This window comes from Cytobacillus sp. FSL R7-0696, from assembly GCF_038006865.1.
Classification (GTDB): domain Bacteria; phylum Bacillota; class Bacilli; order Bacillales; family Cytobacillaceae; genus Cytobacillus; species Cytobacillus kochii.
In genome coordinates, this window is the sequence record NZ_JBBOWA010000001.1 from 242,655 (window position 1) to 264,172 (window position 21,518).

General features: G+C 36.1%; 29 protein-coding genes. 2 read left to right on the forward strand and 27 right to left on the reverse strand.

The features are described from left to right. The first annotated feature begins 4 nt into the window (after nt 1–4). Nucleotides 5–256, forward strand: a complete 252-nt coding sequence (locus tag MKX29_RS01205; RefSeq protein ID WP_341052001.1) for a hypothetical protein — start codon at nt 5–7, stop codon at nt 254–256. Here MKX29_RS01205 and MKX29_RS01210 read toward each other — a convergent pair. The 24 genes from MKX29_RS01210 to MKX29_RS01325 form a co-directional block, all read right to left on the reverse strand. Then, nucleotides 237–479, reverse strand: coding sequence for a hypothetical protein (locus MKX29_RS01210; protein WP_341052004.1), 243 nt, complete (start codon nt 477–479; stop codon nt 237–239). The genes MKX29_RS01205 and MKX29_RS01210 overlap by 20 nt on opposite strands. Before the next feature lie 11 nt (nt 480–490). Further along, nucleotides 491–1,207: a distal tail protein Dit gene (locus MKX29_RS01215; protein WP_341103511.1), complete on the reverse strand. Its 717-nt coding sequence runs from the start codon at nt 1,205–1,207 to the stop codon at nt 491–493. Beyond that, the gene (locus tag MKX29_RS01220; RefSeq protein ID WP_341103513.1) at nt 1,200–4,613 is read right to left on the reverse strand and encodes a phage tail tape measure protein; all 3,414 of its coding nucleotides are present in this window, start codon (nt 4,611–4,613) and stop codon (nt 1,200–1,202) included. The genes MKX29_RS01215 and MKX29_RS01220 overlap by 8 nt, the downstream gene beginning before the upstream one ends. Nucleotides 4,614–4,624: 11 nt before the next feature. Next, nucleotides 4,625–4,771, reverse strand: a complete 147-nt coding sequence (locus MKX29_RS01225) for a hypothetical protein (protein WP_341065777.1) — start codon at nt 4,769–4,771, stop codon at nt 4,625–4,627. 47 nt (nt 4,772–4,818) lie between these two features. Then, complete coding sequence (gene gpG / locus MKX29_RS01230) at nt 4,819–5,154, reverse strand: phage tail assembly chaperone G (RefSeq protein WP_341103515.1); 336 nt, start codon at nt 5,152–5,154, stop codon at nt 4,819–4,821. Between the two features lie 3 nt (nt 5,155–5,157). Continuing rightward, nucleotides 5,158–5,727 (reverse strand): major tail protein, encoded by a 570-nt coding sequence (locus MKX29_RS01235; RefSeq protein WP_341065773.1) that lies wholly within the window; start codon nt 5,725–5,727, stop codon nt 5,158–5,160. Then, nucleotides 5,728–6,066 (reverse strand): hypothetical protein, encoded by a 339-nt coding sequence (locus tag MKX29_RS01240; RefSeq protein WP_341065770.1) that lies wholly within the window; start codon nt 6,064–6,066, stop codon nt 5,728–5,730. Between the two features lie 6 nt (nt 6,067–6,072). Next, nucleotides 6,073–6,429: an HK97-gp10 family putative phage morphogenesis protein gene (locus MKX29_RS01245; protein ID WP_341065767.1), complete on the reverse strand. Its 357-nt coding sequence runs from the start codon at nt 6,427–6,429 to the stop codon at nt 6,073–6,075. Continuing rightward, entirely contained in the window at nt 6,429–6,758 is a 330-nt protein-coding gene (locus MKX29_RS01250) for a phage head closure protein (protein WP_341065765.1), read from the reverse strand. The genes MKX29_RS01245 and MKX29_RS01250 overlap by 1 nt, the downstream gene beginning before the upstream one ends. After that, nucleotides 6,755–7,057: a head-tail connector protein gene (locus MKX29_RS01255; protein ID WP_341065763.1), complete on the reverse strand. Its 303-nt coding sequence runs from the start codon at nt 7,055–7,057 to the stop codon at nt 6,755–6,757. Before MKX29_RS01255 ends, MKX29_RS01250 begins: the two co-directional genes overlap by 4 nt. A 26-nt stretch (nt 7,058–7,083) precedes the next feature. Then, entirely contained in the window at nt 7,084–7,431 is a 348-nt protein-coding gene (locus MKX29_RS01260) for a hypothetical protein (RefSeq protein WP_341065761.1), read from the reverse strand. Nucleotides 7,432–7,441: 10 nt separating this feature from the next. Further along, nucleotides 7,442–8,635, reverse strand: a complete 1,194-nt coding sequence (locus MKX29_RS01265) for a phage major capsid protein (protein WP_341108166.1) — start codon at nt 8,633–8,635, stop codon at nt 7,442–7,444. 109 nt (nt 8,636–8,744) lie between these two features. After that, entirely contained in the window at nt 8,745–9,458 is a 714-nt protein-coding gene (locus MKX29_RS01270) for a head maturation protease, ClpP-related (protein ID WP_341103517.1), read from the reverse strand. Beyond that, the gene (locus tag MKX29_RS01275; protein WP_341065756.1) at nt 9,448–10,695 is read right to left on the reverse strand and encodes a phage portal protein; all 1,248 of its coding nucleotides are present in this window, start codon (nt 10,693–10,695) and stop codon (nt 9,448–9,450) included. Before MKX29_RS01275 ends, MKX29_RS01270 begins: the two co-directional genes overlap by 11 nt. A 15-nt stretch (nt 10,696–10,710) precedes the next feature. After that, nucleotides 10,711–10,917 (reverse strand): hypothetical protein, encoded by a 207-nt coding sequence (locus MKX29_RS01280; protein WP_341065754.1) that lies wholly within the window; start codon nt 10,915–10,917, stop codon nt 10,711–10,713. After that, the gene (locus MKX29_RS01285) at nt 10,918–12,612 is read right to left on the reverse strand and encodes a terminase large subunit (RefSeq protein WP_341103520.1); all 1,695 of its coding nucleotides are present in this window, start codon (nt 12,610–12,612) and stop codon (nt 10,918–10,920) included. It lies immediately after the preceding gene. Continuing rightward, nucleotides 12,609–13,115 (reverse strand): phage terminase small subunit P27 family, encoded by a 507-nt coding sequence (locus MKX29_RS01290; protein WP_341065748.1) that lies wholly within the window; start codon nt 13,113–13,115, stop codon nt 12,609–12,611. The genes MKX29_RS01285 and MKX29_RS01290 overlap by 4 nt, the downstream gene beginning before the upstream one ends. Before the next feature lie 91 nt (nt 13,116–13,206). After that, a complete protein-coding gene (locus tag MKX29_RS01295) occupies nt 13,207–13,587 on the reverse strand; it encodes an HNH endonuclease signature motif containing protein (RefSeq protein ID WP_341065744.1) in 381 nt (126 codons plus the stop codon). Then, nucleotides 13,580–13,888 carry a hypothetical protein gene (locus MKX29_RS01300; protein WP_341103523.1) on the reverse strand — a complete coding sequence of 103 codons (309 nt, stop codon included), beginning with the start codon at nt 13,886–13,888 and terminating at the stop codon, nt 13,580–13,582. Before MKX29_RS01300 ends, MKX29_RS01295 begins: the two co-directional genes overlap by 8 nt. A 249-nt stretch (nt 13,889–14,137) precedes the next feature. Beyond that, a complete protein-coding gene (locus MKX29_RS01305) occupies nt 14,138–14,665 on the reverse strand; it encodes a hypothetical protein (RefSeq protein WP_341065742.1) in 528 nt (175 codons plus the stop codon). Between the two features lie 13 nt (nt 14,666–14,678). After that, nucleotides 14,679–14,906 carry a hypothetical protein gene (locus MKX29_RS01310; RefSeq protein ID WP_341065740.1) on the reverse strand — a complete coding sequence of 76 codons (228 nt, stop codon included), beginning with the start codon at nt 14,904–14,906 and terminating at the stop codon, nt 14,679–14,681. Then, complete coding sequence (locus tag MKX29_RS01315; protein WP_341065738.1) at nt 14,906–15,304, reverse strand: RusA family crossover junction endodeoxyribonuclease; 399 nt, start codon at nt 15,302–15,304, stop codon at nt 14,906–14,908. The genes MKX29_RS01310 and MKX29_RS01315 overlap by 1 nt, the downstream gene beginning before the upstream one ends. Next, complete coding sequence (locus MKX29_RS01320; protein WP_341065736.1) at nt 15,292–15,573, reverse strand: hypothetical protein; 282 nt, start codon at nt 15,571–15,573, stop codon at nt 15,292–15,294. Before MKX29_RS01320 ends, MKX29_RS01315 begins: the two co-directional genes overlap by 13 nt. A 1,195-nt stretch (nt 15,574–16,768) precedes the next feature. Further along, entirely contained in the window at nt 16,769–17,026 is a 258-nt protein-coding gene (locus tag MKX29_RS01325) for a hypothetical protein (RefSeq protein ID WP_341065733.1), read from the reverse strand. 227 nt (nt 17,027–17,253) lie between these two features. Here MKX29_RS01325 and MKX29_RS01330 point away from each other — a divergent pair, with 227 nt between their 5' ends. Continuing rightward, nucleotides 17,254–17,403, forward strand: a complete 150-nt coding sequence (locus MKX29_RS01330) for a hypothetical protein (RefSeq protein ID WP_322910556.1) — start codon at nt 17,254–17,256, stop codon at nt 17,401–17,403. 435 nt (nt 17,404–17,838) lie between these two features. On the opposite strand, the gene MKX29_RS01335 is transcribed toward MKX29_RS01330, so the two are convergent. The 3 genes from MKX29_RS01335 to MKX29_RS01345 all read right to left on the reverse strand — a co-directional run bounded on the left by MKX29_RS01335 (nt 17,839) and on the right by MKX29_RS01345 (nt 21,494). Then, nucleotides 17,839–18,024: a hypothetical protein gene (locus MKX29_RS01335; protein WP_341103525.1), complete on the reverse strand. Its 186-nt coding sequence runs from the start codon at nt 18,022–18,024 to the stop codon at nt 17,839–17,841. A 1,046-nt stretch (nt 18,025–19,070) separates the two neighbouring features. Further along, nucleotides 19,071–21,293 (reverse strand): AAA family ATPase, encoded by a 2,223-nt coding sequence (locus MKX29_RS01340; protein ID WP_341103526.1) that lies wholly within the window; start codon nt 21,291–21,293, stop codon nt 19,071–19,073. Nucleotides 21,294–21,305: 12 nt separating this feature from the next. After that, a complete protein-coding gene (locus MKX29_RS01345) occupies nt 21,306–21,494 on the reverse strand; it encodes a hypothetical protein (protein WP_341069695.1) in 189 nt (62 codons plus the stop codon). Nucleotides 21,495–21,518: the final 24 nt, after the last annotated feature.

Consider the following 21,518-nt stretch of genomic DNA (forward strand, 5'->3'; position numbering starts at 1 on the left):
AACTATGGCGAAAAAAATATCAAAACAGCGATTTGAACAAATAATTAAAGAAGTACAAGAAGTGACTAGGAAAGAATTCGCTAAAGGTCTTGAAGAAGCTTATGGGCAAGAAAGAATTGTCCCATTACAAGAGTTTACAGATGAGATACTTCCAAAATTACTTAGTAAAACTTTTGTTAATGCAAACACTCATGCAGAGTATATGATTCATGATATTTTATCTGAATTAGATTTACTTACAGATGACGACGATTAAGTTTATTTTTCTCAAAGTCGGATTTGATTATTTCAGCGATTGCTTTACCATTAACCTTTACAGGAGTGGGCAGCTCCTGACCTTCTAAAAGTTCAAGGATTCTGTCCATTTTCTTTTCAATTCTCTCTAGTTGAGATACAGTAGTCATTCTTGCTTCACCATTAGGTTTTTCTACACCTAAAAACCCTTTTGCCCTAACTGGCTCATACTTCGCTCCACTCATCATTATCCCTCCTAATAATATCTCTCGTCATAAACCAAATCACAATTATGACTTGCTTTTAATGTAATTTCACCTGGTTGTAGCAACACATAGTTCGATGACATGCTGACCCCTGACCTTAAATCGTTACCGTTTAAAAACACCTTGCGACCAACATAATCAATCTGCAATCTATCTCCTGCGACAAATGTATAGTTGAGTAGGAGGTGAAGACCGTTGCTTCCTACTAACTCGAATTTATTGGTTGCAATAGTAAAAGTGACATTCACTGTCCAAGGTGTAAAAGTTTGTCCGGTAATAATAAAGGACCTTTCAGGAACTTTAACATCTAATTTTTTTGTATCTCCATGTGCATATGGATCAGGACATATAAATTGGAGAGTGCCTTGTCTTAGATATGCAAAGCAACTAAAATCATCAATACTATTTTCAATCAACGCATAATAGGTACGACCAGGTTCATCATCAAATTGTAAAGGTGCTGGTTCATCAGTTATTAACCAATTTGTTAATTCATCTCTTAGTTCAAGCGCGTTATAATCATCATCTACAACAAAGCCTATAGGTTGGGAAATAGGTAAAGGTTCGGTAGTTGTTTTTATTAGTCGATATCCATAATCTTGTTTTCTAAACTCATGTTTACGTTGAGCGAAGGGAGGTTTACTTCTACCTTCTAATAAGATAATTTTTGAAATTCTTATACCGTTGAAAGTTAAACCTTTAGCCATATCTCTTTTTCCTCCCTTGCTTCAGTAATTGTCTTTGAGTGACATGAGGTTCTACAATAGTACCAAGAGCTTTCCCATCCACAACTAGTGTTTTCCCTTCTTTTACAGCTACTATTAATTGACCTAATAAGTCCTCCACAACTCTTGAAGAAAATGATGTATCTTGATTGTTCATTCTTTGGATTGTTCTTTCAGCAGTACCTAAAGAAGTTGCACCGTTAGCGTATGCGGGTAATTTACTCATAGATGAAAGTATTCTTTTTGATTCATTGTGGGTAAAAACTTCATATCCTGCTGGACGAGAGTGCAACCCATAATCAAGAACCTCCCATCTGTTACCTAACCTTCCTAACTCGAATCCTTCTTCCCCTGCAATGAAAGGACCACCCTTGTGGTAGTCAGTACCTTTTGCGAATCCAGGAATTAGAGTTCTTAAAGCAACGCTTAAACCTGATTGCACACCAGACCAGACAGCATTCAAAGTAACACGTTTAGAGACGGATTTTTTAGCATCTCTATCAATTCGGGCTACTGTTCCACCATCGGTAGCTTTAACAGACTTATTAACTTTTTTCTTGGCTTCATTTGTTACTTTTTTAGCAGTCCCATGATCATCGACATCAACGTCTTTATTTACGTCTTTACCAAGCTCACGGTTCAAATCTTTGGCTTTACCGGTACCTTCATTGATTTTATTATTTACTCCTTGTTGCTTTACTTGTAAATTCTCTATTTCTCCTTTTGTTTCTCTGTAAAGCCCAAGTGCTTCAAGTAAGTTATCTAATTCTTCTTGTTGTTTTTGATTTAGACCCCCCTGCTCATTCTTTAATTTATTTAGTTCAGATATTCTTTTTTGTGTCTTTTCGATAGATTCATTTAATTTTTTTAGCCCTTTATCTCCCTCTTCATTTATCCCTACTTGAGCAAGGCGAAGGTTAATCATTTTATTGTATAGCTCTTGGGACTTCTGTATTTCCTCATCAGCTAATTGTATTGCCTCTTGTTTCTTTTGATGTTGTTCAGAGAGCTTTTCAATCTTAGAGTTTTGTTGCATTAATTCAAATTCTGTTTTTCCGATTTCATCAATTGTTAATTGATACGCAAGTTCTTTTCCTTCATTTAATTCTTTTTGTGCCCTAATCCTTAATTCATTTGCCTTCTTCTCTAGTTCATCCCTTGTTCTAACTGCTTCATCTCTTTCTGCTTCCACTTTATTCAAATCTTCAATTGCTTGTATATAATTTCGAATATGTGTATCTAATTTAGCTTCATTTTTTATCCTTTGATTTTCTAATTCCAAATTGATATTTTCACTTAATTTTGCATTTGCATCAGATAACGCCCCAGTGTTGTCTATGATTGCTTTTCCATGGTTAGATAAGGCTAGATCAACATCAGGAACTTTCTTAATCAAATCATCATTAAGAGAAAGATACTTATCCATTTCTTCATTAGTTAAACCGGATTTTTTTAGAAGTTTTTCCTGTTCATCAGTTAAAGCCTTCATTTGCTCTGCCGATTCAGCAAATTTCATCTCAGATTGAATATCACGATATCTCAACATTTCATCAGTTGTGAGCTTATTCTTTTCTCTTAACTTTTCAAACTCATTAGTTAGGTTCTGTAAATCCGTCTGCTGTTTTACCAACGATTCTGCATGATCTAAATTAACTTCTTTAGATTCTTTCATTTTTTTGCTAACAACAGCAACACCAATCGCTAGAGCTGCAACACCAGCAACCGCTAAACCAACTGGACCGCCAGCTACTCCCATCATTCCTATTCTTCCTAATAATCCAGTACCACCTGCTCTACCAAGTAATCCTGTTAATGTCCCACCAACTTTGACTAATCCTCCAATTGCGGTAGTAAGATTACCAGCAACAAGAGCAGCAGGACCAATAGCAGCAGCAAATAAACCCATTTTGATGATATTTTTTTGGGTACTCTCATCCAACTCACCAAATTTGCGTACCATTTCAGTACCCTTATTGATAAGATCTGTTGTGACTGGAAGGAGGTGTTCAGATAAGGCGATTCCTACACCTTCAAGAGCAGACTTAAATTCCACAATTGCGCCTTTGGTATTATCATTCATTGTTTCAGCCATTTTATTGGCTGCACCTTCAGATTCCTCAAGCATTTTTGTATTAGAACCAAGAGTCTTTGATCCAGCTTCTAAAACTACAGCCCAGTTTTTATATGCCTCTGCTCCAAAGAGTGTGGATAAAGCAGCCGCTTTTTGTTCTGATGTCATCCCATTAGTTGCTTTTTCTAATTCACCTATTAATGTTGGCATAGGTTTAATGGTACCTTCTGCATCAAAAAACTTGATGTTGAGATCATCCATAACCCTAGACATTTCGGCTGTAGGATTCGCCAAACGTTGGAGTGATGTAGCAAATGCTGCACCTGCTTTTTCACCCTGTATTCCTGCATCTGACATCGCCATAATTGCCGCAGCTGTTTCTTCAATATTCCACCCGAGTGTATTTGCAACTGGAGCTACATAAGTCATGGCTTGCCCTAACTGTTCAACATTGGTATTAGAGTTTGTTGCGGCCATTGCAAGAACATCTGCTACATGTCCAGCTTTTGAGGCTTCAATACTAAAAGCAGACATAATATTTGATGTGATATCTGCCGCTCTACCTAACTCCATATTTTCCGCTGCTGCTAAACTTAACAAACCAGGCATACCAGCTAAAATTTCATTTGTCTTCCATCCTGCCATACCGAGAAAGGCCATACCTTCAGCTGCCTGAGTAGCACTAAACTTAGTTGTTGCACCTAATTCTTTCGCTTGATCTTCTAACAATTTCATATCGGATTTACTAGCTTGTGTTAGTGCTTCAACCTTGGACATACCAGCTTCGAAATCCATGCCTGCCTTAAGTGCCGCACCTCCAACACCAAGGATTGGGAGTGTGACTGACATAGTCATAGTACGACCAGTACTAGCCATAGTGCGACCAACTTCTTGCATTCGAGATACGACAGTATTCATATTGCGACTTAATACATTCCAAGGATTTGTTTGTCTCTCAATCTCTTGTGTCACACCTCGCAGTGCATTTTCAGTGCTTCGCATTTCTGCAACTGCTCGTTGGTATGCTATTTGAGCGTTTTGAGTTTCCCTAGAATTTTCTGATGTAGATCGCCTAGCTTCTTCATACCGCCTAGCGAGTTCTCTTACTTTCGCCTGTTGCACATCAAAGGTTCTCTGTAATATCTCCGATTTAGCGCGTAATTCAGTAATACCACGAGCAAAGCCAGTTCCAGATGAGGTGGCAGCTCTTTGTTCGTATTGTAGTGATCGCAATTGACGATTTATCCCTGCCATTCCTTGCTCGAACTGAGCAGAATCCAGGGATATTCTCGTTCTTAAAGTACCGACATCAGCCATGCTACCACCTCCTAGAATAATTTGATTTCATCGATAAACGTTTCTTCTTGATTAGTACCTTCTAAAGAAAAGTAAAAATGGATGTCCATCTCATCAATTTGATTGAGTGTCCATCCATTTTTTAATAAATTTCTATACATTTGCTTGATCATATTCATCTGTTTTCTTGCGTGTCTAACCTGAGAAAGATAGGCTTCCTCAGGAGTTATATCTTTCCCTCGTTATTCTCCAATGATTTGATTTCTTCTGGAGTTTTACCAGTACGAACAAAGGAAAATACGTCTACAATTGTTTCTATGAGTTTGTGGGAAGGTACCCCTTCATAGAAATCATCAACAGTAAACTGATTTCGGAATACATCACAAACAAAACCAACAACTTTGTCGTATTCCTCCACACTCATTTCTGAGTAATTGATAACCTCGTCAAATTTGACTAATTGCCTGTAATGTTGGGCAGTTGCGTGAGGAATAGTATAAACATTCTCAGAAACTCTAAGACTTCCATTTTCTTCAGTATTTCTTTGCAAAACTAGCTCCATGTTTTATCCCTCCGGTGTTTCTTCATACACTGACTTAAACCAATTATCGATAATAGCTGCAGATACACCTTCTCCATCTTCATCTACCTGTCCACCAATTTGATTATCAGATTGTCTGCGTAAGAAACGACCATTAACAGTTGGTGTTTGGAATGTCGGTGTTTCTTGTTTTGTTTCATAATTTGTTTCTGGAGGTGTGAATTTCCCTTTATATAAAACTGTATATCGATACGCTCCATTTGCTTTTTCCGACCTAAACATTAATGCTCCATAAGGTGGTCTATCATCCTCACTATCCATTAAAACTCCATCACTATTAATTTTTTTCCCAAGCAATTTTGATTGGACAGTAGGTGATAAATCGTCAGTATTTAGAGCAACATTTGTTACCCCTCTAGATTCAGCTGTCTCAGCAACCCCATCATCAGCTCTCAATTCTCCAGTGTTATATTGAGGTTGAACATTTGCAGTAATTGCTTTCCCTACTCTAAATGGTATATCATATGTTGTCGTTGCTTCTGTATCTTCAATAATAGGTGCAAAATACACATCTCTTAAACCAATAGTTGCCATTTAATCTTCCTCCGTTTCGGATATAAAATAAAAACGAAGCACCTTGTGATAGAGCTTCGTGTCATCTTCATATAATTCTGTCTCAAAATTCTTTCTAAAACCTACACTTTTTAGATTCCTTTTAACTCCTTCCACAATCTCTAGATAGTTTGAAGGGGAAAAAATATCTACTTGAATATAATGCCCTATATATAATTCTTCGTTATCAGCAGACAATTCAGCACCCTGATCATACTCAAAAAAACGAATATAGATTTTCTTGTCTCCTGTGTAATTTAAAAATGCGACAGGTACATTTAAATCACTTAGGGATTCAATTATTAATGAGTTTAAATTCATTATTTATCACCTTAAATGCTGCCTTATTTTCTCAGCCATTGCATTGTTAATACTCATTTTACTTCTGTTGAAAGCAGGACCCATGAATGGTTGAGCAGACATTTTAGATGTACCAAACTCTAACATATGGCCATAATATGCTTTTCCCTGATTATCTACATGAACAAATATTTCATCGTTGTTTATGTCTGAGACTAAGATATTTCTAGAAAGATTGCCAGTTCGTTTGACAACTGTCCTCTCAGTCTCTTCCTTAAGAGCCTTTGCACCTTCTTTTAATGCTTCATTCTTTATTTCGTCCATATTTTCTAGTGATGCTAATCGATTCATCATTTCCGATAAACCATCCATCTGAAAATCCATTATGACACCCCCTTTACTACAACAGTCATAGTCGCATTTTGTCCATCATCATTTTCAATAGAGACTATGTCATGCTGGATACCTCTCCAAACCACGATTAGATCGTGTGGGCGGAATCCATCCATTAATCTTTTTTGATATCTAATAGTAAACATACGATTATGGGCCATATTTGATTGAGCAGCAGAATAAAAAGTTTTTCCTCTTAATGTCTTCAACTCTGCCCATGCTGTTGTAATTGTGGAGGGCGAATCAGTTGGAAAGCCATCATCGTCAATCCCTGCTGATGTTTGGAACAATAATTTTTGGTCAAACTTACCTGGATTCATTCTTTAACACCGCCATAACAATACTTTAATTGTCTAACAATACTATCCAAGGAGTAGGGAATTTCATATGATTGATTACCGATACGAAATGATTCACGATTATCAAACCAGTGTTGAGTGAGCATAGCACATGACTGATTATATTGTTCAACCATATCCGCATTCTCCACATCTAGATAGACGCCTTGATTTTTAATGTATATCTTAGCACGCGAATAGAATTTCATGAGATCCTGTTCTTCTTCAGGCTCCATAGGATAATCCATCCTCAAATACCTTTTTAATTCGGCAATTTCCATTTCATCACCTCAAAAAAGGAGGACGATTACTCGCCCTCTTCAGCTGGTGTTTCTGCTAAGCCTGCAAGCTTAGATTGTTCTTCTAGGAACTTAACCAGGCTTCTACGATTCTTACCTTCTTTTTCTAATGAGATTAATTTATCAAATTCTGATGTGTTTAACGCATCTACAGAAGCTTTTACCTCCTCCACAGTACCGTTTAACTTTTGTATATATTTATCAACTTCTGATGGACTCTCTTCCACCTCTCCAAGCCATTTTTTCGCTTGGAGTTCTTCTATACGTTCTTTTGAACCTTCATAAATATTACCTGATATATAGACCTTTTTCGTATGCTTATCACGGAAACGGTTAATAATTACTTTAGCTTTCATTTATATCACCTTACCCTTCTGGGATTACTTCCGGTTGCACTGTGATATTAATTTGACCATAGACAACTGCTTCTTCATCCCACTTCGTAACGTCCTCACGCTCGATAACACGGAATTCAGTCGTGTTAGTTCTCCAAGCATTTCCACCTTCTTTTGTCATATCAAGAAGCATTTGCTGACGATCCCAATACACAATTGCTTCCTTCAAATCACCAATGATAAACGGCGCTTTTCCACTTGATGTAGCAATTGTTTTATTTGATAACACGACAATTCTACGACCGAATAAAAGCTTTTTCGTTGCATCTTGTGGATCCGGCTGAAGAAGTGGCCGTCCGTTTTTGTCATAAAGCTGGTCAAGATAATTAAAACCATCTTGATTTGTGATGATAATCGCGCCCTCCGCAAATGCAGGATCAAGTGTTACATTAAGGGTAGTTTTAATACCTTTGTAATCTACTAAATCCACTTTATTAAACCCATCTAATACTTGAAGAATTAAATGGTTACTTGTAGCGCGTGACTTTTTCGCAATCCATTTCACAAGATAAGATGAAAGAGCTTGGTCTGTATCAGCTAATACAGTATTTGCTACCGGTAAAAACCCTGCATAATCTTCAATTTCATAAGGTAGACGATCGAACTTAGGAGATGCAATTTCTTGCATTGCGTTTGGATTTCCATATTCAGATAAAGGAGCAAGTGGAGTGTGATCTGCACGGCGTTCAAGTGTACGTGCTCCTTTGTTTGTTGACACAGGCTCAACAGTTACATATTGACGAAGATCATCCGACGTTTGAACTAACTCATTGATTTGTGTGGAAATGTCTTCAGGAATAATATAACCGCCATCTTCTCCGCTATCTTTAGAAAGTCGAGCATAATATTCACCAATTACTTCCGATTCTTCAGAAGTTAAGCTTTGCCCCTTTAAGGCTTTGAAGAATAATGCTTTGTATTCTGGTTTTTCTTCATCTTTTGGCGAAGGTGGCTGTAATTTTGCCCCACTATTTTGTGGAGAAGGTACGTTCAACCCTTCGAAGTCTTTCTGTAATGCCAAGAAATTATCAAGATTTGTTTTAGCAGCCTTAGCTTCTTTCAATTTCGTTTGTGCTTCTTCATTTTTCCCTTCATCCATTAAAGCCTTTGCTTCATCCTTCAAATCAGCTACAGATTGACGCAACTCCTGCTCTCGCTTCGTCATGCCACCATTCATTTGCACAGAATAAATGTTTTTGTTAAGCATTAATGCTAATAACGCGTTTGTAAATAATGTTTTCATAGTTTCCTCCTATTGAGCATAAAAAAAGACTCTACAATTCTAGTAGGGTCAGCTCATTTTGAAATTTTATTTTGTCGAGAGTTTCATTTTCTTCTTGCTCTTCTTGTTTAACCAGTGATTTAGGTGTCTTTTCATACCTGTTTAAGAAATCTACCGCAGAAGCAGCATAGTTTTTGGCTTCTGTAACGGTCACATTAAAATACTTTGCTACCTCATTCCCATTAAGCCAAGTTTCATTTTGGAGCATATCACGAATAGTTTCCGCTTCTATGCCTTCCACAAGATTCTCTGTGTAGACATTCATCAATCCTTCTTCTAATACATCAAGATCATCAGCTGCCTTCCTCAATTCAGTAGCATTTCCATACGTGACAACTAGTGGCTTATGAATCATCATAAAGGCATTTGATGGAATATGAATTTCATCACCAGCTAATGCAATAATTGAAGCGATTGAAGCAGCTACGCCATCCACATGTACAATTTTCCTTGCCTTGTTACGGATTAGCATGTTGTAAATAGCTAAACCTGCAAAGACTGATCCACCCGGACTATTAACGTAAATATTCAATTCACTTAGATTATTTACTTGATTAAGCGTATTAAGCACGTCATCCGGCATTACCTCGGATTCATCCCATTTCCAATCTGTGTTATTTACAATTTCTCCATAAATGTATAGATCAGCAGATGTAGGGGTGAGGTTCTTCACCGTAAGAAATGACTGTTTCTTCTTATTCTTCATTCTCCTCACCTCCTTTCAAACCAGCTTTTGCAAGCTGATATTCATCAGCGATATCTAGGGAAACATGATTAAGGTCCACACGATGTTTTTCCCCGCCCTCGATTGCATCCATATCTTCTAGCTCCAATACCTTATTTATATTAAACACACCTTTATCCAGCATAATTCCATAAAACTCAGCTTGAGTCTTCTTATCAGCTCGAAGTAGTGCTTCTAGATTTACCTTAATGTAAAGTTTAGCTTGTTCTTTAAATGAAAAAGACTTATAAGTAAACTCTTCTTGATACTGAGTGTAGATGGGACTCAAAGTGTTTCGAATATAGTCAATTGCTTGTTGTTCTATATTTGAATGTGTGGACCTATCTAACTCATTTACCATGTGCATTGGAATATTATAAAACGTAGCAATTTCAGTCTTATCAAACTTCATACTTTCTACAAATTGCGCGTCTTTTAAGGGCATTGATATACTTTGATACTCAAGACCAGCATCTAATATAGCTATTCTTTGAGCATTATCAATACCAGTGTTAGCTTTTTCCCATTCACTTCTAACAACTTCTTTTGCATCAGCGTTAAGCATACCAGGAATCTTTAAAAATCCATTTGTAGAAACACCATTCTTAAAGAATTTACCTTTAAACTTTTGAGATGCCTGAGAACTACCTATGGTCTCACGAATTACTTGAATAGGTGATTTACCTTTAATACCGTCAGTAGATAAAGAAGTTAAATGAATAATATCTTCATGCCATATCCTAACGTTAGCGCCATTAGGCAAAACTGTATGATACCAAAGTTCATTTGTTGTATTATCAATTATTGGCTCTGTTTTTGATGGGTCTAACAACCAATAACCTTTTGGCCTTCCATCTAACCCCCACTCAATGTTGATGTAAGCATTCCCCCACAAATTACGATGCGTTTCAATTAAATGCTTAAATTTAAAAGGGCTTTGATAGGGGTTTGGTCTCTTCTCTAAAAGCATAGCAACAATATGATTTTTTTCTTTTGATCTCCCAGTCGAAGTTTTTCTAAATACTTGAAAAGGTAAGGTTGCAATACTATTAGCCAAAATGTTAATACAAGCATAAACTGCTGGCACGCCTAATGCTGAATTAACAGTAACAGTCTCACCGCTTGATGCTTGGTGCCCAAAAGCTTTCAAGAACCATGGGGCGGGGTTTTTCAAATCAGTTGTTTCAGCCCTAGGAGATAGTGCATTTTTGAAGATCACTTTATCACCTCCTTTCTATTGCTTGGCCAACACTACACCTAGAATGATTAAAATTAAACCCAATAAGTAATTACCAGCAATTATGTTTACTTCCACAGTTGTTATCAAATAAGTATTTATTACAATCACCGCAACACCAACAAAAATAAAAAAATCCTCCAACCATTTGGTGAAGAATGCTGTAAAAAACGATATGATGAAATTTTTGATTGTTTTAGCCATTTACATCCTCCAATTATTCAAAAAGTGACTGCTTAAATCTTGTGATTGACCAACTATCGCCCTAGCAAATCCATTAATAGTTGCTGCAGCTGGATCAATTCGTTCAGTGGATTTCTCTTTATCCAACATAATATTCTCGTTTGCATCCAATCGAGTAACAGCATTACTCATAGCCCAGTAAAGTAATGGATCTCCAAAATGTTCTACTGTTTTTCTATATATTCCGCTTCGTAACTCTTTTGTAGGAAAAGATAAATGCCTTAATAATTGAGGCATTTCGACCATTTTAAAACCATGATTCTCTAAGATTTGGACCAAATGGGTAGCATTCCACTTATCATAAGCTATTTCAACTATGTTATATCCTGCATCTCTCAAATCAAGAATGTAACGTTCGACATAACTATAATCAACTACACTTCCAGGTGTTGTTGTCACATAACCCTGTCTTTCCCATAAATCAAAAGGGACATTATCTGTATTCATCCTCTCCTGGAGCTTATCTTCAGGCATAAACGAATGTTGTCTCAGTGCGTATTTCTCTGATAGTTTAAACACTTCACCCACACTTGTTAAATCCGTTGTACTAGATAAATCTAAACCTAAATATAAAGGATATTGTATTAACTCATATGGTTTTACAATGCTTGCTTTCCACTTATCCATTTTCATGTAACCTTGTGGTTTAGAGTCTAACCATACATCCATGTTTTTGGTCATAAAGCTTCGCATTTTTTCCGGTTGCTCCAAGGCTACTTTTAAATCCGAACGAATTGCTTCTATACCCTCATCATAAGTTGCTAAGATAGGATTAGCTTTTACCCAATTTGATTCATCTTTGATATCATCGATAAGATTTCCTTCGTCGTCCTTTTCTAGCTCACATATAATCGCGAAGTACTCATCGTTTTCTTGAGGCATGTCTGGGTTTAAAATCTTGCTGACATATTCGTACTCTTTAAAACAAGGGGAAGAGAGGTTAAAGCCTGCTGTTGTAATTACAAACATCAAAGGCTCTTTTCGAGCAACCATTCCAGATGCGATAACATCGTAAATTTCACTTGTATCATGTCTATGATATTCATCAACTATTCCTACAGATGGGTTTTTTCCATCTCCACTTTTACGTGCTTCTTTTGATAAAGGTATAATTACTGATCGATTTCGTTTAATTTCAATTTTGTGATAAGCTTCTTTCCACTTCCCTTCTAACAACTCGCTTGATTCGATTCCAGTACGAACTGCTTCATAAACCTCTTCTGATTGTTCTTTTAACCACCCAGCTATAAAAACACGTTGCTTTTCATCTCCGAAGAATGTAATGAATCCTGAAATAATAGCGAGGAATTGAGACTTTGCATTTTTACGAGCAAGTTGAATGTAAATTTTTCTAATTTTACGTGCACCGTTACGTTTCTTTTTGAAGCACAAAATGTTTACTGCTAAATAAAGTTGAAAATCGGTTAATTCAATTGGTTCTCCTGCTAAAATACCCTCAACGTGCCTAAACTCTTTCGCAAACCAATAAAAATCTTCAAGAACATCTTCTTCAAAATAATAAGGACTGTCTTCTTTATGACATTCTTCATAATCGCTTAAGAATCGTTGAACTGACCATTTATGTTTCTGACACGCTTTTATTTCACCTTCAATAATATCTTCACAATACTTAAAGACTCTTTCTAATAAACTCATAGCCTACCACCGAACCGTTTTTCAGCTTCAGTTTTTGGTTTTCTGTCATCTTCTGCTTTTGGTATCACAAGTTTAAGGCGTGATGTAATGGACAAGCCAAGCTCGCTTGCTGCTGCTTTACATTCGTTAAAAAGTAAATTCTTTGTTTTTTGAAGTTTTGTATATCCTTCATCCAACAATTTCATACCATCTACGATTACAATTGGTTTCATGGACCTCAATAACTTTACTATTTTGATGTACTCATCCCTACTGTCGATGTAGCGAGCAAGTCCATCCACATCAAGGTTGCTAAATATTTTCAATTTAACTAATTCGCTTGATATTTTATAAAACTCATCTTTTTGTTTTTTAGTTAAATAAGATGGCGCTTCAATATTATCTGTACTTCCTCGAATAGCATTTTCTTGTTCTTCACGAGTCTTCATTTCAGCCTTTGTAAGGTGATTAGAACGCCCTTTACCTTTTATAACCTCTAATGGTTGTCTTGGTCTCCCTGCCATGTCCATTCACCTCCTTTAAAAAATATGAATAAACGGATTTTTGTGCACGCGAGAGGGCGGGTCGCTTCTGGGTAGAAAGAAAAATAAATTATCAGCCCCGGGGGGTACCCTTGTGCTCTCGGTTGTGGCAGACGTGGCAGACAGACTCGAGATTGTCTATGTCTAATCGCCTGTTCCAGTCCTCCTTTACCTCCACAATATGATGGACAATGTGAGCTTGTTGGATAACTTCTTGCTTTAAGCAACGTTGACATAAGCCATTGTCTCGGTTATAAGCCAATGATCTGAGTTGCTTCCATGCTGATGATTGATAGAATCTATTGATCTCAGGATCGCGACCATATCGATTGTACTTGCGTGTGAAATCTCTACGGTTTTCCTCACCTATTTTCTCATGCGTTTTACAGTAGGCTTTCTCTGTGAGATTACCACAGGATATTTCAGCACATGGTCTGAGTGGTTTCTTAGGCATTGTCTTGGAGGATATCCTTATAGGTATTCATGTACTCTATGTTCATGGATGAGATTGATTGAGTAAGTCGCATGAGTTTGTTCTTTTGTTTAGTTGTTAATTGTTGCTTGTTTTTTATACGCCTGATTTCCTCCTGGATTTCTCTCATTGAATCATCAAGGAAATAGGATGTGTATTGCTCACCACATGATGGGCAAGTGATATAGTGGCGCGTTACGTTATTGGATAATAGTTGTTTGTCCTCAGTATCGATAGAGGATATTGGGAACTCTTTATTGCATTTGTCACATTGGATATTCATATGGTTCTCCTTTCTAACACATATACTTCCAATCTCTTGTTCTTATTGGGTCATTCTCTATTCCTGGTTGTGTGTTGAATAAAGCTATGATGAACGACAGGAATATAATGTTAATGTATTTCATTTAGCATCACCCTTTATACATAATAAAAAGCACCCAACTGATTTGGATGCTTTGCACGTTCACAATTATTTTATGCTATCATAATACCACATTTAAAGTGCACGTGAACTGCCCGATTTATGCCTTCACTTAAACTCAACCCCATCAACGCCAAACATCAATACTGCCAAGGTTTTGCATGCACTATCAATGTCTTTATAAATCGTTCGATGATGTACAGAGTGCCTTGCGGCTATGTCTTTTGCTAATATCTTTTCTTTTGAAATGTATAAATCGTATACTACCTTATATCTCCTTATGTCCTCTGGATCATCTGATTCATCACACATAGTCTTATAAACCTTTAACGATTTATTGATGTATTCAACCATTGTGAGTGTGCGTTTCTTGCTTCTCAATACAGATTGTATTTTAAATCCATCCGTATCAAGGTAATCTATTTCAAATTTTTCTTTAAGCTCTGTTATATCCGTTTTTACGTCTTCACAATGCTTAACAAATTTACGGTAATTTCTTAGAAGTAGCTTTATATTTCGTAATCGTCTATCATGTTTTTCTTGCACTTGTTTTTCCGAATACTCAAGATAGGCTTTAATAGCATTCTGAGAAGCTACATCGGTAATTATTTTCAACTGTTGCTCTGTAAGCTGCATCTGTTAGCCCCCTTTAATTACTTCTCTTTACACTCTCTGCATAAAATCCCTCAAGCCAATGAAATAACATAACCATCTGATTTAACACCAATTGATTATTACCGTACTTTTCACAAATAGCAGCAGTAGAATCCATAACCCACTTCCAGAATGGCTCACTCTCCATTCCAAAATTAAGAGCCATATGATTTGCTTGTATAATCCAATCAGCTACTTCTGCAAAGAAAGCTTTATAATCCATCAGATCTCCTCAATTCTAATATAGATGCCTGGATTACTTGCCCAAAACTTCTCAACAATCTCTGAAGCTACTAAAGCGTCATCTTTCCAATACCCACAGTCGGTCATGCAATCTTTAAGTAACTTTTGAAGATTGTCAGTATCAGGCTTTGTATACTTATATTCACCATGTTGATGCTTACCTGTAATGGGGAAACACCATTTAGTCATTAATCGGATAGTCTTTTTATATTTAACTTCTGGTATGTGCCTGCTCAGATGTGCAGTAAGTTTAGATCGTGCAGCCTTTAATTCCTCTGGTTCATAAAAGACAGGTTTGCCGTTTCGTACAGTTACTTGTTTTTGTTGGTGTGTTGTAGTGGGTGGAATCATTGGCATATAAAATTCTAATGTCTGCATACTGGACAACCCTCCCATTCATTCTCGTGAGGGCATATATCTTCTTCTTCAAAGTTAGCACCCTGCCATTTACCTGTTACAGGGTTATAAATAATATCTTTAGTTCCTGAAACATCTGCAAAAATCTGTTCAAGCAATGCAGGTCGTTCAGCTAACCATTTCAAAACTTCGCTTTTTTTATAGTGATAAGATTCTCCTGGTAACGTGTGGTAAAGAGGTGGCATATTTGCAGCAACCCTTAATTTTGGTTTATTTTTCTTTTTTGGCATTTACTACACCTTCCATAATTTTACTTTTTAATTCTTGAAATTTTGCATTGTCATAGTAAGAGAAAGGTGTGTGGCGGGCGTAGCAGAGCCCACCACTTTTTTCTCTATGACCGACAGGGAGGGAAACGGAAATGTTATATTTATATATGAGTTTTCCTTCCCTCGGAAATTCTCGAAAATCCTCGAGTTTTTCCCTCTGAGGGAAACTAGGGAAATTGTTCGAGATTTTCCCTAGTGAAGGAAGGGAAAGTTTTCGAGTTTTTCCCTCTGAGGGAAAGTTTTTCCCTTCGAGAATTTCCCTTTATAATTTTTAAAGTGTTTTATTGTTTTTGTCATTTAAATTACATTTCATCATCATACTGTATTTGTAGATGTGTAAGAGATTTTTCATTTACCAACAATTTGCATATATTTTATTAATTATGGATAAATTACTATTAGGTAAGGAATTACATATTCTTCCGTATCACCTACTTAGATGTATTTCCTTACCAAAACCCATAATATTGCAACTCGATTAGATTAGAGCCTGAATGGGCTCTTTTCTAATTTCAATAAATGTTTTCTTATCAGACGAATGACTCTCAAGGAATTTTAACTTCCTAGCTTTTTTATGAATAGGCCAAAGAGCTATAGGTTAGATTATTATTATCCTTTATAGGAGGTATAGTCTATATGCTAACTCATATTCTTTTATGGTCCATGTTAATTTTACCTTGGTTTATTCTCCTTTTGTTAGATACTAAAAGAGTGAAGTCCTTCATTCCAGGTGGATTAGTGAGTGCCTTGCTTCTGACAATATTATTTCAGTTATATCAAAGATATAATCTGGTTGAAGTTGTTGAAACAATTTTCCCTTTAACTAATACAACTCCTTTCGTCTATGGAATATACATAGTCTTACCTACAATATTTTTATACTTTACATTCGGGAACTTTTGGCTTTATTTCACCTTTAACACTATAAGCGATGCAATCTTTTCTTTTGGAATAATGAACCTTTATGAATATTTCGGGATTTATAAAATGAATGATCACTTTCATATTGTAATTTTTATTAATTGTATTATCTGCGCTTCGTTAATTTACTTATTTCAAAAGTGGCAGTATATCGATCCGTATAAATGAGAAGGTGTATAGAATTCTTCAGAGCCAACCGGCTCTTTTTTATTTAATCTATCTTGTGTTTCGTAAGTCACTTTTCCATCAATTCATCATAGCGCCCTATCTTATAGCCATGATGATATGAGCTGGTATTTTCTCTCTTCAACTCTTCAATTTCCTGCTGCTGTTGCACAACTAGCTTCCCATTGATAATTGCTGTTTCAGAAATTGCCTCAAAATATTCGTTAGCACTTTCTAAAACCTCTAAAATTTCTACTACATCCCCATCATACATTCGAGTGGACATTTCTCCTCTAAGCCTTAAAATTAAGTTATCTATTTCCTCCAAATTAACTCCTCCTACCTTTTGTTTCTTAATCATCATCTTCAACTAGAATTTTTGCTGCTTCCCATTCTGCGCCACATGATGAACAAACCCTATCGCCTTCCACTGTAGTTGGAAAATAACAATATCGACATTCCCAATGCATCCTCTTTCCCTCCTAATCAACTAATTATCCTTCGTATAAATTCTTCTTATTTAGAAAAGATAAATTTAGAAGGAGGTGTAATTTTATGTTAAAAAATGATTCTGTATTAGGACTTGGTGTATTAGCTGTCCTTCTAACAACAATATATACTGCAATATTAGCTTCCCAATTAACGGCTACAAAAAACAAAGTTGATTACCTGTACTATAAAGGCAAATTAAATAATACCGAATAAACACTTATTAGTTGTTCTAAAAGCCTTCTTTATACAAAAGTAGGCTTTCTATATTGTCCTACTCCTTTCAATTGCTAAACTGATCTATCATTTTGTTTAACAATTATTGATTTATTCAACTGGCTTCATTTTGTCTATTCATTGTGTTGTTTGTTAAAACCGAATATTAGTGCTATTGTTAACATGCACAGTGTTTCACCTGTGCTAGAGGAGCTTTCGATGGTAAGTGATCTTACACAACACTTTATTAGGGAACTAGGTCATTTGCTGAATGAATTAGAATCCTGTACAGACTTTCATGTTAAGACCGTCATCTGCGAACATATCCTCTTGATTTGTGCAGCATTAGTCAGCATTTCTGATTAATGCTTTTTTAGATGATGTTTATATGTCGCAATATATGTCTGGGCGAAACAGTTTGCTTAAAACATTGCGTTACATTGGTCGCCAATCTGCATTGTCTAGATTGACAGTTTCCTTGCCATACACTTTTCGGCTTCGTCCTTCTGGAGCCTTTGTAATTTCATACCATTTGCCTGTATCATCATCTTTTACAACGCCTTTGCTCGGTTTATAAGAGAAAGAAAAAACTCTTTTTCCCTTCACATAAAACGGATACATAATTCCACCTTCCTTTGCACGGCAACATTTTTACTCTTATGTTTACTGATGTATAATTACAAAAAAATTACGTAACCTAAAAGAAAAATCGAGGTGAATATCTTGCCCGCCAATTTTTTTAGAATATTTAATGCAATTGTTTTATGGGCAATTGTTTTTATCTTTCTGCCTAAACAATCTTTAAAAATGTTTTTACCAGTGACATTTTTTTGCTCATTTCTTCTACTAATTATTGAAATGTTAAGTCCAATTTTTAATTGGTGGAAAGTAAAGGGTGGTTACAAATTTATGTTATTTGACGCATTAGCTTTTATCTTAGGACCATTTTTTACAATAAATTTATTTGTATTTCATTTTACATATGGAAAATTTTACCTATATGTGATTTCTAATCTAATATGGATTTTATCTTCGCATATCTTCTAAGTCCGCTTTTTCAAAAGATAGGACACTTTAAATTTAAGAATTTCACATCAACTAAAATGTTTATCCTTTACTATTCACTAGCTATATTGAATTATGGATTCCAAAAATACATTGAAACCCCCGCAGAAAACATACAAGATAATTGATTATATCTGCAGCCCTAGAGGTAGAGCCTTAAAGGGCTTTTTTTACAAAATAATTTTTTTGTTGCATAACCTCTATTTATTTAGAAATACTATAAACACTGATTTTTTTGAAGGAGATGATTATCCTACTTTACTTAAATGAATCTATTATATTATTGTTGGTTTTTGCATTATTTTTTGCTCCGATTTCATTGGCCTTTTTTAAAAAATTCATTATGGCGTAGTTATAGCAACCATGTACGTAAATATTATTTTTATAATGTTTATTTTTGGATTTCTTATAAACCTCTAACTGTTTTTTCTTAATTAATTCAAAAGGTGATTAAAACACCCAATCATTAAACCGAAATTCACATAGTATATAATGGATACGATGGATTTCTCTTTTTTTATCATTTCTTCGAAGAGCCACTGCCTGGGCTCTTCATTTTTTGTTGTTTTCCTTGATTAATTAATCCAAAATTCAACTAACTCTTATTTCCTCCCTATTTCACCATCAGCAACCCAATAACCGCCATGCTCTTTCACACGATTTCGTACTGTTTTTTCTGATATGCCCATGTATTCAGCAATCGCTGCTACTGTAACTTTTTCATCAATGCCGCATGCATCAAAAGCGGTATCTAATGCTTCTGCTCTCTTTTTCTTCGATTCTTCAGGAGACTTTTTCTTATCAAAATTCTTTTTCCACGCTGGACCATCACCTTCAGGTTGAATATCCTTTAATACGCCAACATCATCTATTTTGTGTACTGGATATTGGAACCACATATTAACCGGTTTGAACTTTGGATATTCTCGAAGTGTTCCTTCTACTCGCCATGCTGATCTAATGCGAATGCCTTTGATTACCCTACTAATCTCTCTTTCTATTTGAGCTTGATGTTCTGGGCTTAATACACGCTTCGCATGATTACTCATCTGAGCAATACTCTGTTGATCATCAAGCCCTATATGTTCATCGAAAAAGTCGAAATTTACTTGTTTGATAGCATCACAATAAATTTTTGATGCCGCAGCGGCTTCCTGTTGTTTAATCAAGGTATCCGTGATATCTAATTCAACTAAATCAATAAGTGCATCAGGATCCCTAGCAAATACCCCTGAACCACTCGCGCGGTCCATTGACTTCTTACCGCCCTGTGTTCCCTTTGAATGGTGATGGCAGTAGATAACGCTAGAACCCAATTCAGTTGCAATTTTGTCAAATTGATTTGTAAAGTGAGCCATCTGATCTGCGCTATTTTCATCACCAGTAAGTACTTTATAAATAGGGTCAATGATAACTGCAATATAACCTTTCTTTTGAGCACGTCTAATTAATTTAGGTGCTAGTTTGTCCATTGGTACAGACTTACCACGCAAGTTCCAAATATCTATGTTATTAATGTTCTTTGGCTCTATTCCAAGAGCCTGATAAACATCTTTGAATCTGTGTAAAGCACTAGGTCTATCTAACTCTAAATTGACATATAAAACCTGTCCTCTTGCACACTGCCAACCTAGCCACTTTGTACCTTCAGCTAATGCTATAGTTAATTCTATTAAGGCAAACGATTTACCAGCTTTTGAGGGTCCAGCCATCAACATTTTATGCCCTTGTCTCAGTACACCCTCAATTAATGGTGGTGCAAGAGTCGGCATGTTATCCCAATAGTCGGTTAAGCTTTCAGGATCCGGCAAATCATCATTTACATCTTCAATCCAGTTTTCCCATTCTTCCCAGCTGCTTTTTCCAATGTTTACGTCAATTAGAAACTGTTTTTTTCCGTTCCGTTCTACTCCCGGCAACCTCGATAATCTGGATGGATTCCTATTTTGATTATCTACAGTTAGACCATTCTTTTTACAAACGGTATATAGGTAATCTACACGTTTTCGGTATTCTTCATAATTGGCGGCATCTACTTTAACGATTGCATGAATAGATTTTTTACCACTGTATACAAGAGCAGCGATAGGTAAATCAAGCTCACGCATGATGGCATTTTGTTTTTCTAAATCCATTGTGTCAGATTCAACTAAGGCATATTTATATTCTGTGACATTCTCATTCTTTACACCCTTACCATCAAGAGGGTTAAAACGTATCCAAGCGCCAGCTTCAGGATTATAATCACCAAGGATTGAACCAATATCACCATTCGATTCATTCAACAACTGGATTAGTTCTCCGGCTGTTCTATCCCAATTCCCCTTAGTTGGCAAATGTTTCCCTTCATCATTTTGCCAAGTGGAAACAACATAGCCGACATTTTCAGATGCTTCAAATAAAGTTTCTAAATAAGTGGTTATTTCTCTCACAGGATTCCAATTAGATGGTTCTTTTATCTCCATTCCTTCAATCCAGTTTTTATCAATAACAACGTAATCATCATTACCAGAAATCTCATCTTCCCATCCTAGCTCGTGATGATCTGTATTGCCTCCTTTTGGCATCCATCCGTTTTCTTTTGCCATTTGTGTGATAGTAGCACCAGTAATACCACTACCTTCAAATGTGGTCCATTTCTTAAAACATTCACCTGGATGATATCGTTGACCATCACCTTTACTCCAATCATCCCAATCACTTGCCGTATATCCTTCTTGTCTTAATGCCATTCCTACATTTAACCACTCTTGATAATCTAGTGATGACGGATCAATATAATCTAGTAAGAAAATTAAATCTATTTTTCTCTCCAAATATCTCACCTACTTTGAACTTCAATCCTTCTCCAATAACCAACCATTCATTCTTGCGTATTTTAATTTCCTTGAATATCGACGTTTCCATTCATCCCAATCCTTTCGAGTCTGACCACTACATAAGGAACCACTATACTGGTTTTGTCGTCTTAACTTATCTAACTCTAGTATTTCTGCAACCCATTTAGGAACAATAGGCTTGTAAATATCATTGTAATCAGCCAATTATGT

Coding starts and splice junctions, on each gene's coding strand:
- MKX29_RS01315 (WP_341065738.1), bottom strand. CDS start 15,304: ATGCAGACATTAGAATTTTATATGCCAATGATTCCACCCACTACAACA.
- MKX29_RS01220 (WP_341103513.1), bottom strand. CDS start 4,613: ATGGCTGATGTCGGTACTTTAAGAACGAGAATATCCCTGGATTCTGCT.
- MKX29_RS01210 (WP_341052004.1), bottom strand. CDS start 479: ATGAGTGGAGCGAAGTATGAGCCAGTTAGGGCAAAAGGGTTTTTAGGT.
- MKX29_RS01295 (WP_341065744.1), bottom strand. CDS start 13,587: ATGCCTAAGAAACCACTCAGACCATGTGCTGAAATATCCTGTGGTAAT.
- MKX29_RS01300 (WP_341103523.1), bottom strand. CDS start 13,888: ATGAATATCCAATGTGACAAATGCAATAAAGAGTTCCCAATATCCTCT.
- MKX29_RS01320 (WP_341065736.1), bottom strand. CDS start 15,573: ATGCCAAAAAAGAAAAATAAACCAAAATTAAGGGTTGCTGCAAATATG.
- MKX29_RS01205 (WP_341052001.1), top strand. CDS start 5: ATGGCGAAAAAAATATCAAAACAGCGATTTGAACAAATAATTAAAGAA.
- MKX29_RS01215 (WP_341103511.1), bottom strand. CDS start 1,207: ATGGCTAAAGGTTTAACTTTCAACGGTATAAGAATTTCAAAAATTATC.
- MKX29_RS01290 (WP_341065748.1), bottom strand. CDS start 13,115: ATGGCAGGGAGACCAAGACAACCATTAGAGGTTATAAAAGGTAAAGGG.
- MKX29_RS01310 (WP_341065740.1), bottom strand. CDS start 14,906: ATGGATTATAAAGCTTTCTTTGCAGAAGTAGCTGATTGGATTATACAA.
- MKX29_RS01335 (WP_341103525.1), bottom strand. CDS start 18,024: ATGTATCCGTTTTATGTGAAGGGAAAAAGAGTTTTTTCTTTCTCTTAT.
- MKX29_RS01235 (WP_341065773.1), bottom strand. CDS start 5,727: ATGGCAACTATTGGTTTAAGAGATGTGTATTTTGCACCTATTATTGAA.
- MKX29_RS01250 (WP_341065765.1), bottom strand. CDS start 6,758: ATGAATCCAGGTAAGTTTGACCAAAAATTATTGTTCCAAACATCAGCA.
- gpG (WP_341103515.1), bottom strand. CDS start 5,154: ATGGAGCTAGTTTTGCAAAGAAATACTGAAGAAAATGGAAGTCTTAGA.
- MKX29_RS01305 (WP_341065742.1), bottom strand. CDS start 14,665: ATGCAGCTTACAGAGCAACAGTTGAAAATAATTACCGATGTAGCTTCT.
- MKX29_RS01240 (WP_341065770.1), bottom strand. CDS start 6,066: ATGAATTTAAACTCATTAATAATTGAATCCCTAAGTGATTTAAATGTA.
- MKX29_RS01330 (WP_322910556.1), top strand. CDS start 17,254: ATGTTAAAAAATGATTCTGTATTAGGACTTGGTGTATTAGCTGTCCTT.
- MKX29_RS01225 (WP_341065777.1), bottom strand. CDS start 4,771: ATGAATATGATCAAGCAAATGTATAGAAATTTATTAAAAAATGGATGG.
- MKX29_RS01280 (WP_341065754.1), bottom strand. CDS start 10,917: ATGGCTAAAACAATCAAAAATTTCATCATATCGTTTTTTACAGCATTC.
- MKX29_RS01245 (WP_341065767.1), bottom strand. CDS start 6,429: ATGGATTTTCAGATGGATGGTTTATCGGAAATGATGAATCGATTAGCA.
- MKX29_RS01255 (WP_341065763.1), bottom strand. CDS start 7,057: ATGGAAATTGCCGAATTAAAAAGGTATTTGAGGATGGATTATCCTATG.
- MKX29_RS01285 (WP_341103520.1), bottom strand. CDS start 12,612: ATGAGTTTATTAGAAAGAGTCTTTAAGTATTGTGAAGATATTATTGAA.
- MKX29_RS01260 (WP_341065761.1), bottom strand. CDS start 7,431: ATGAAAGCTAAAGTAATTATTAACCGTTTCCGTGATAAGCATACGAAA.
- MKX29_RS01265 (WP_341108166.1), bottom strand. CDS start 8,635: ATGACGAAGCGAGAGCAGGAGTTGCGTCAATCTGTAGCTGATTTGAAG.
- MKX29_RS01270 (WP_341103517.1), bottom strand. CDS start 9,458: ATGAAGAATAAGAAGAAACAGTCATTTCTTACGGTGAAGAACCTCACC.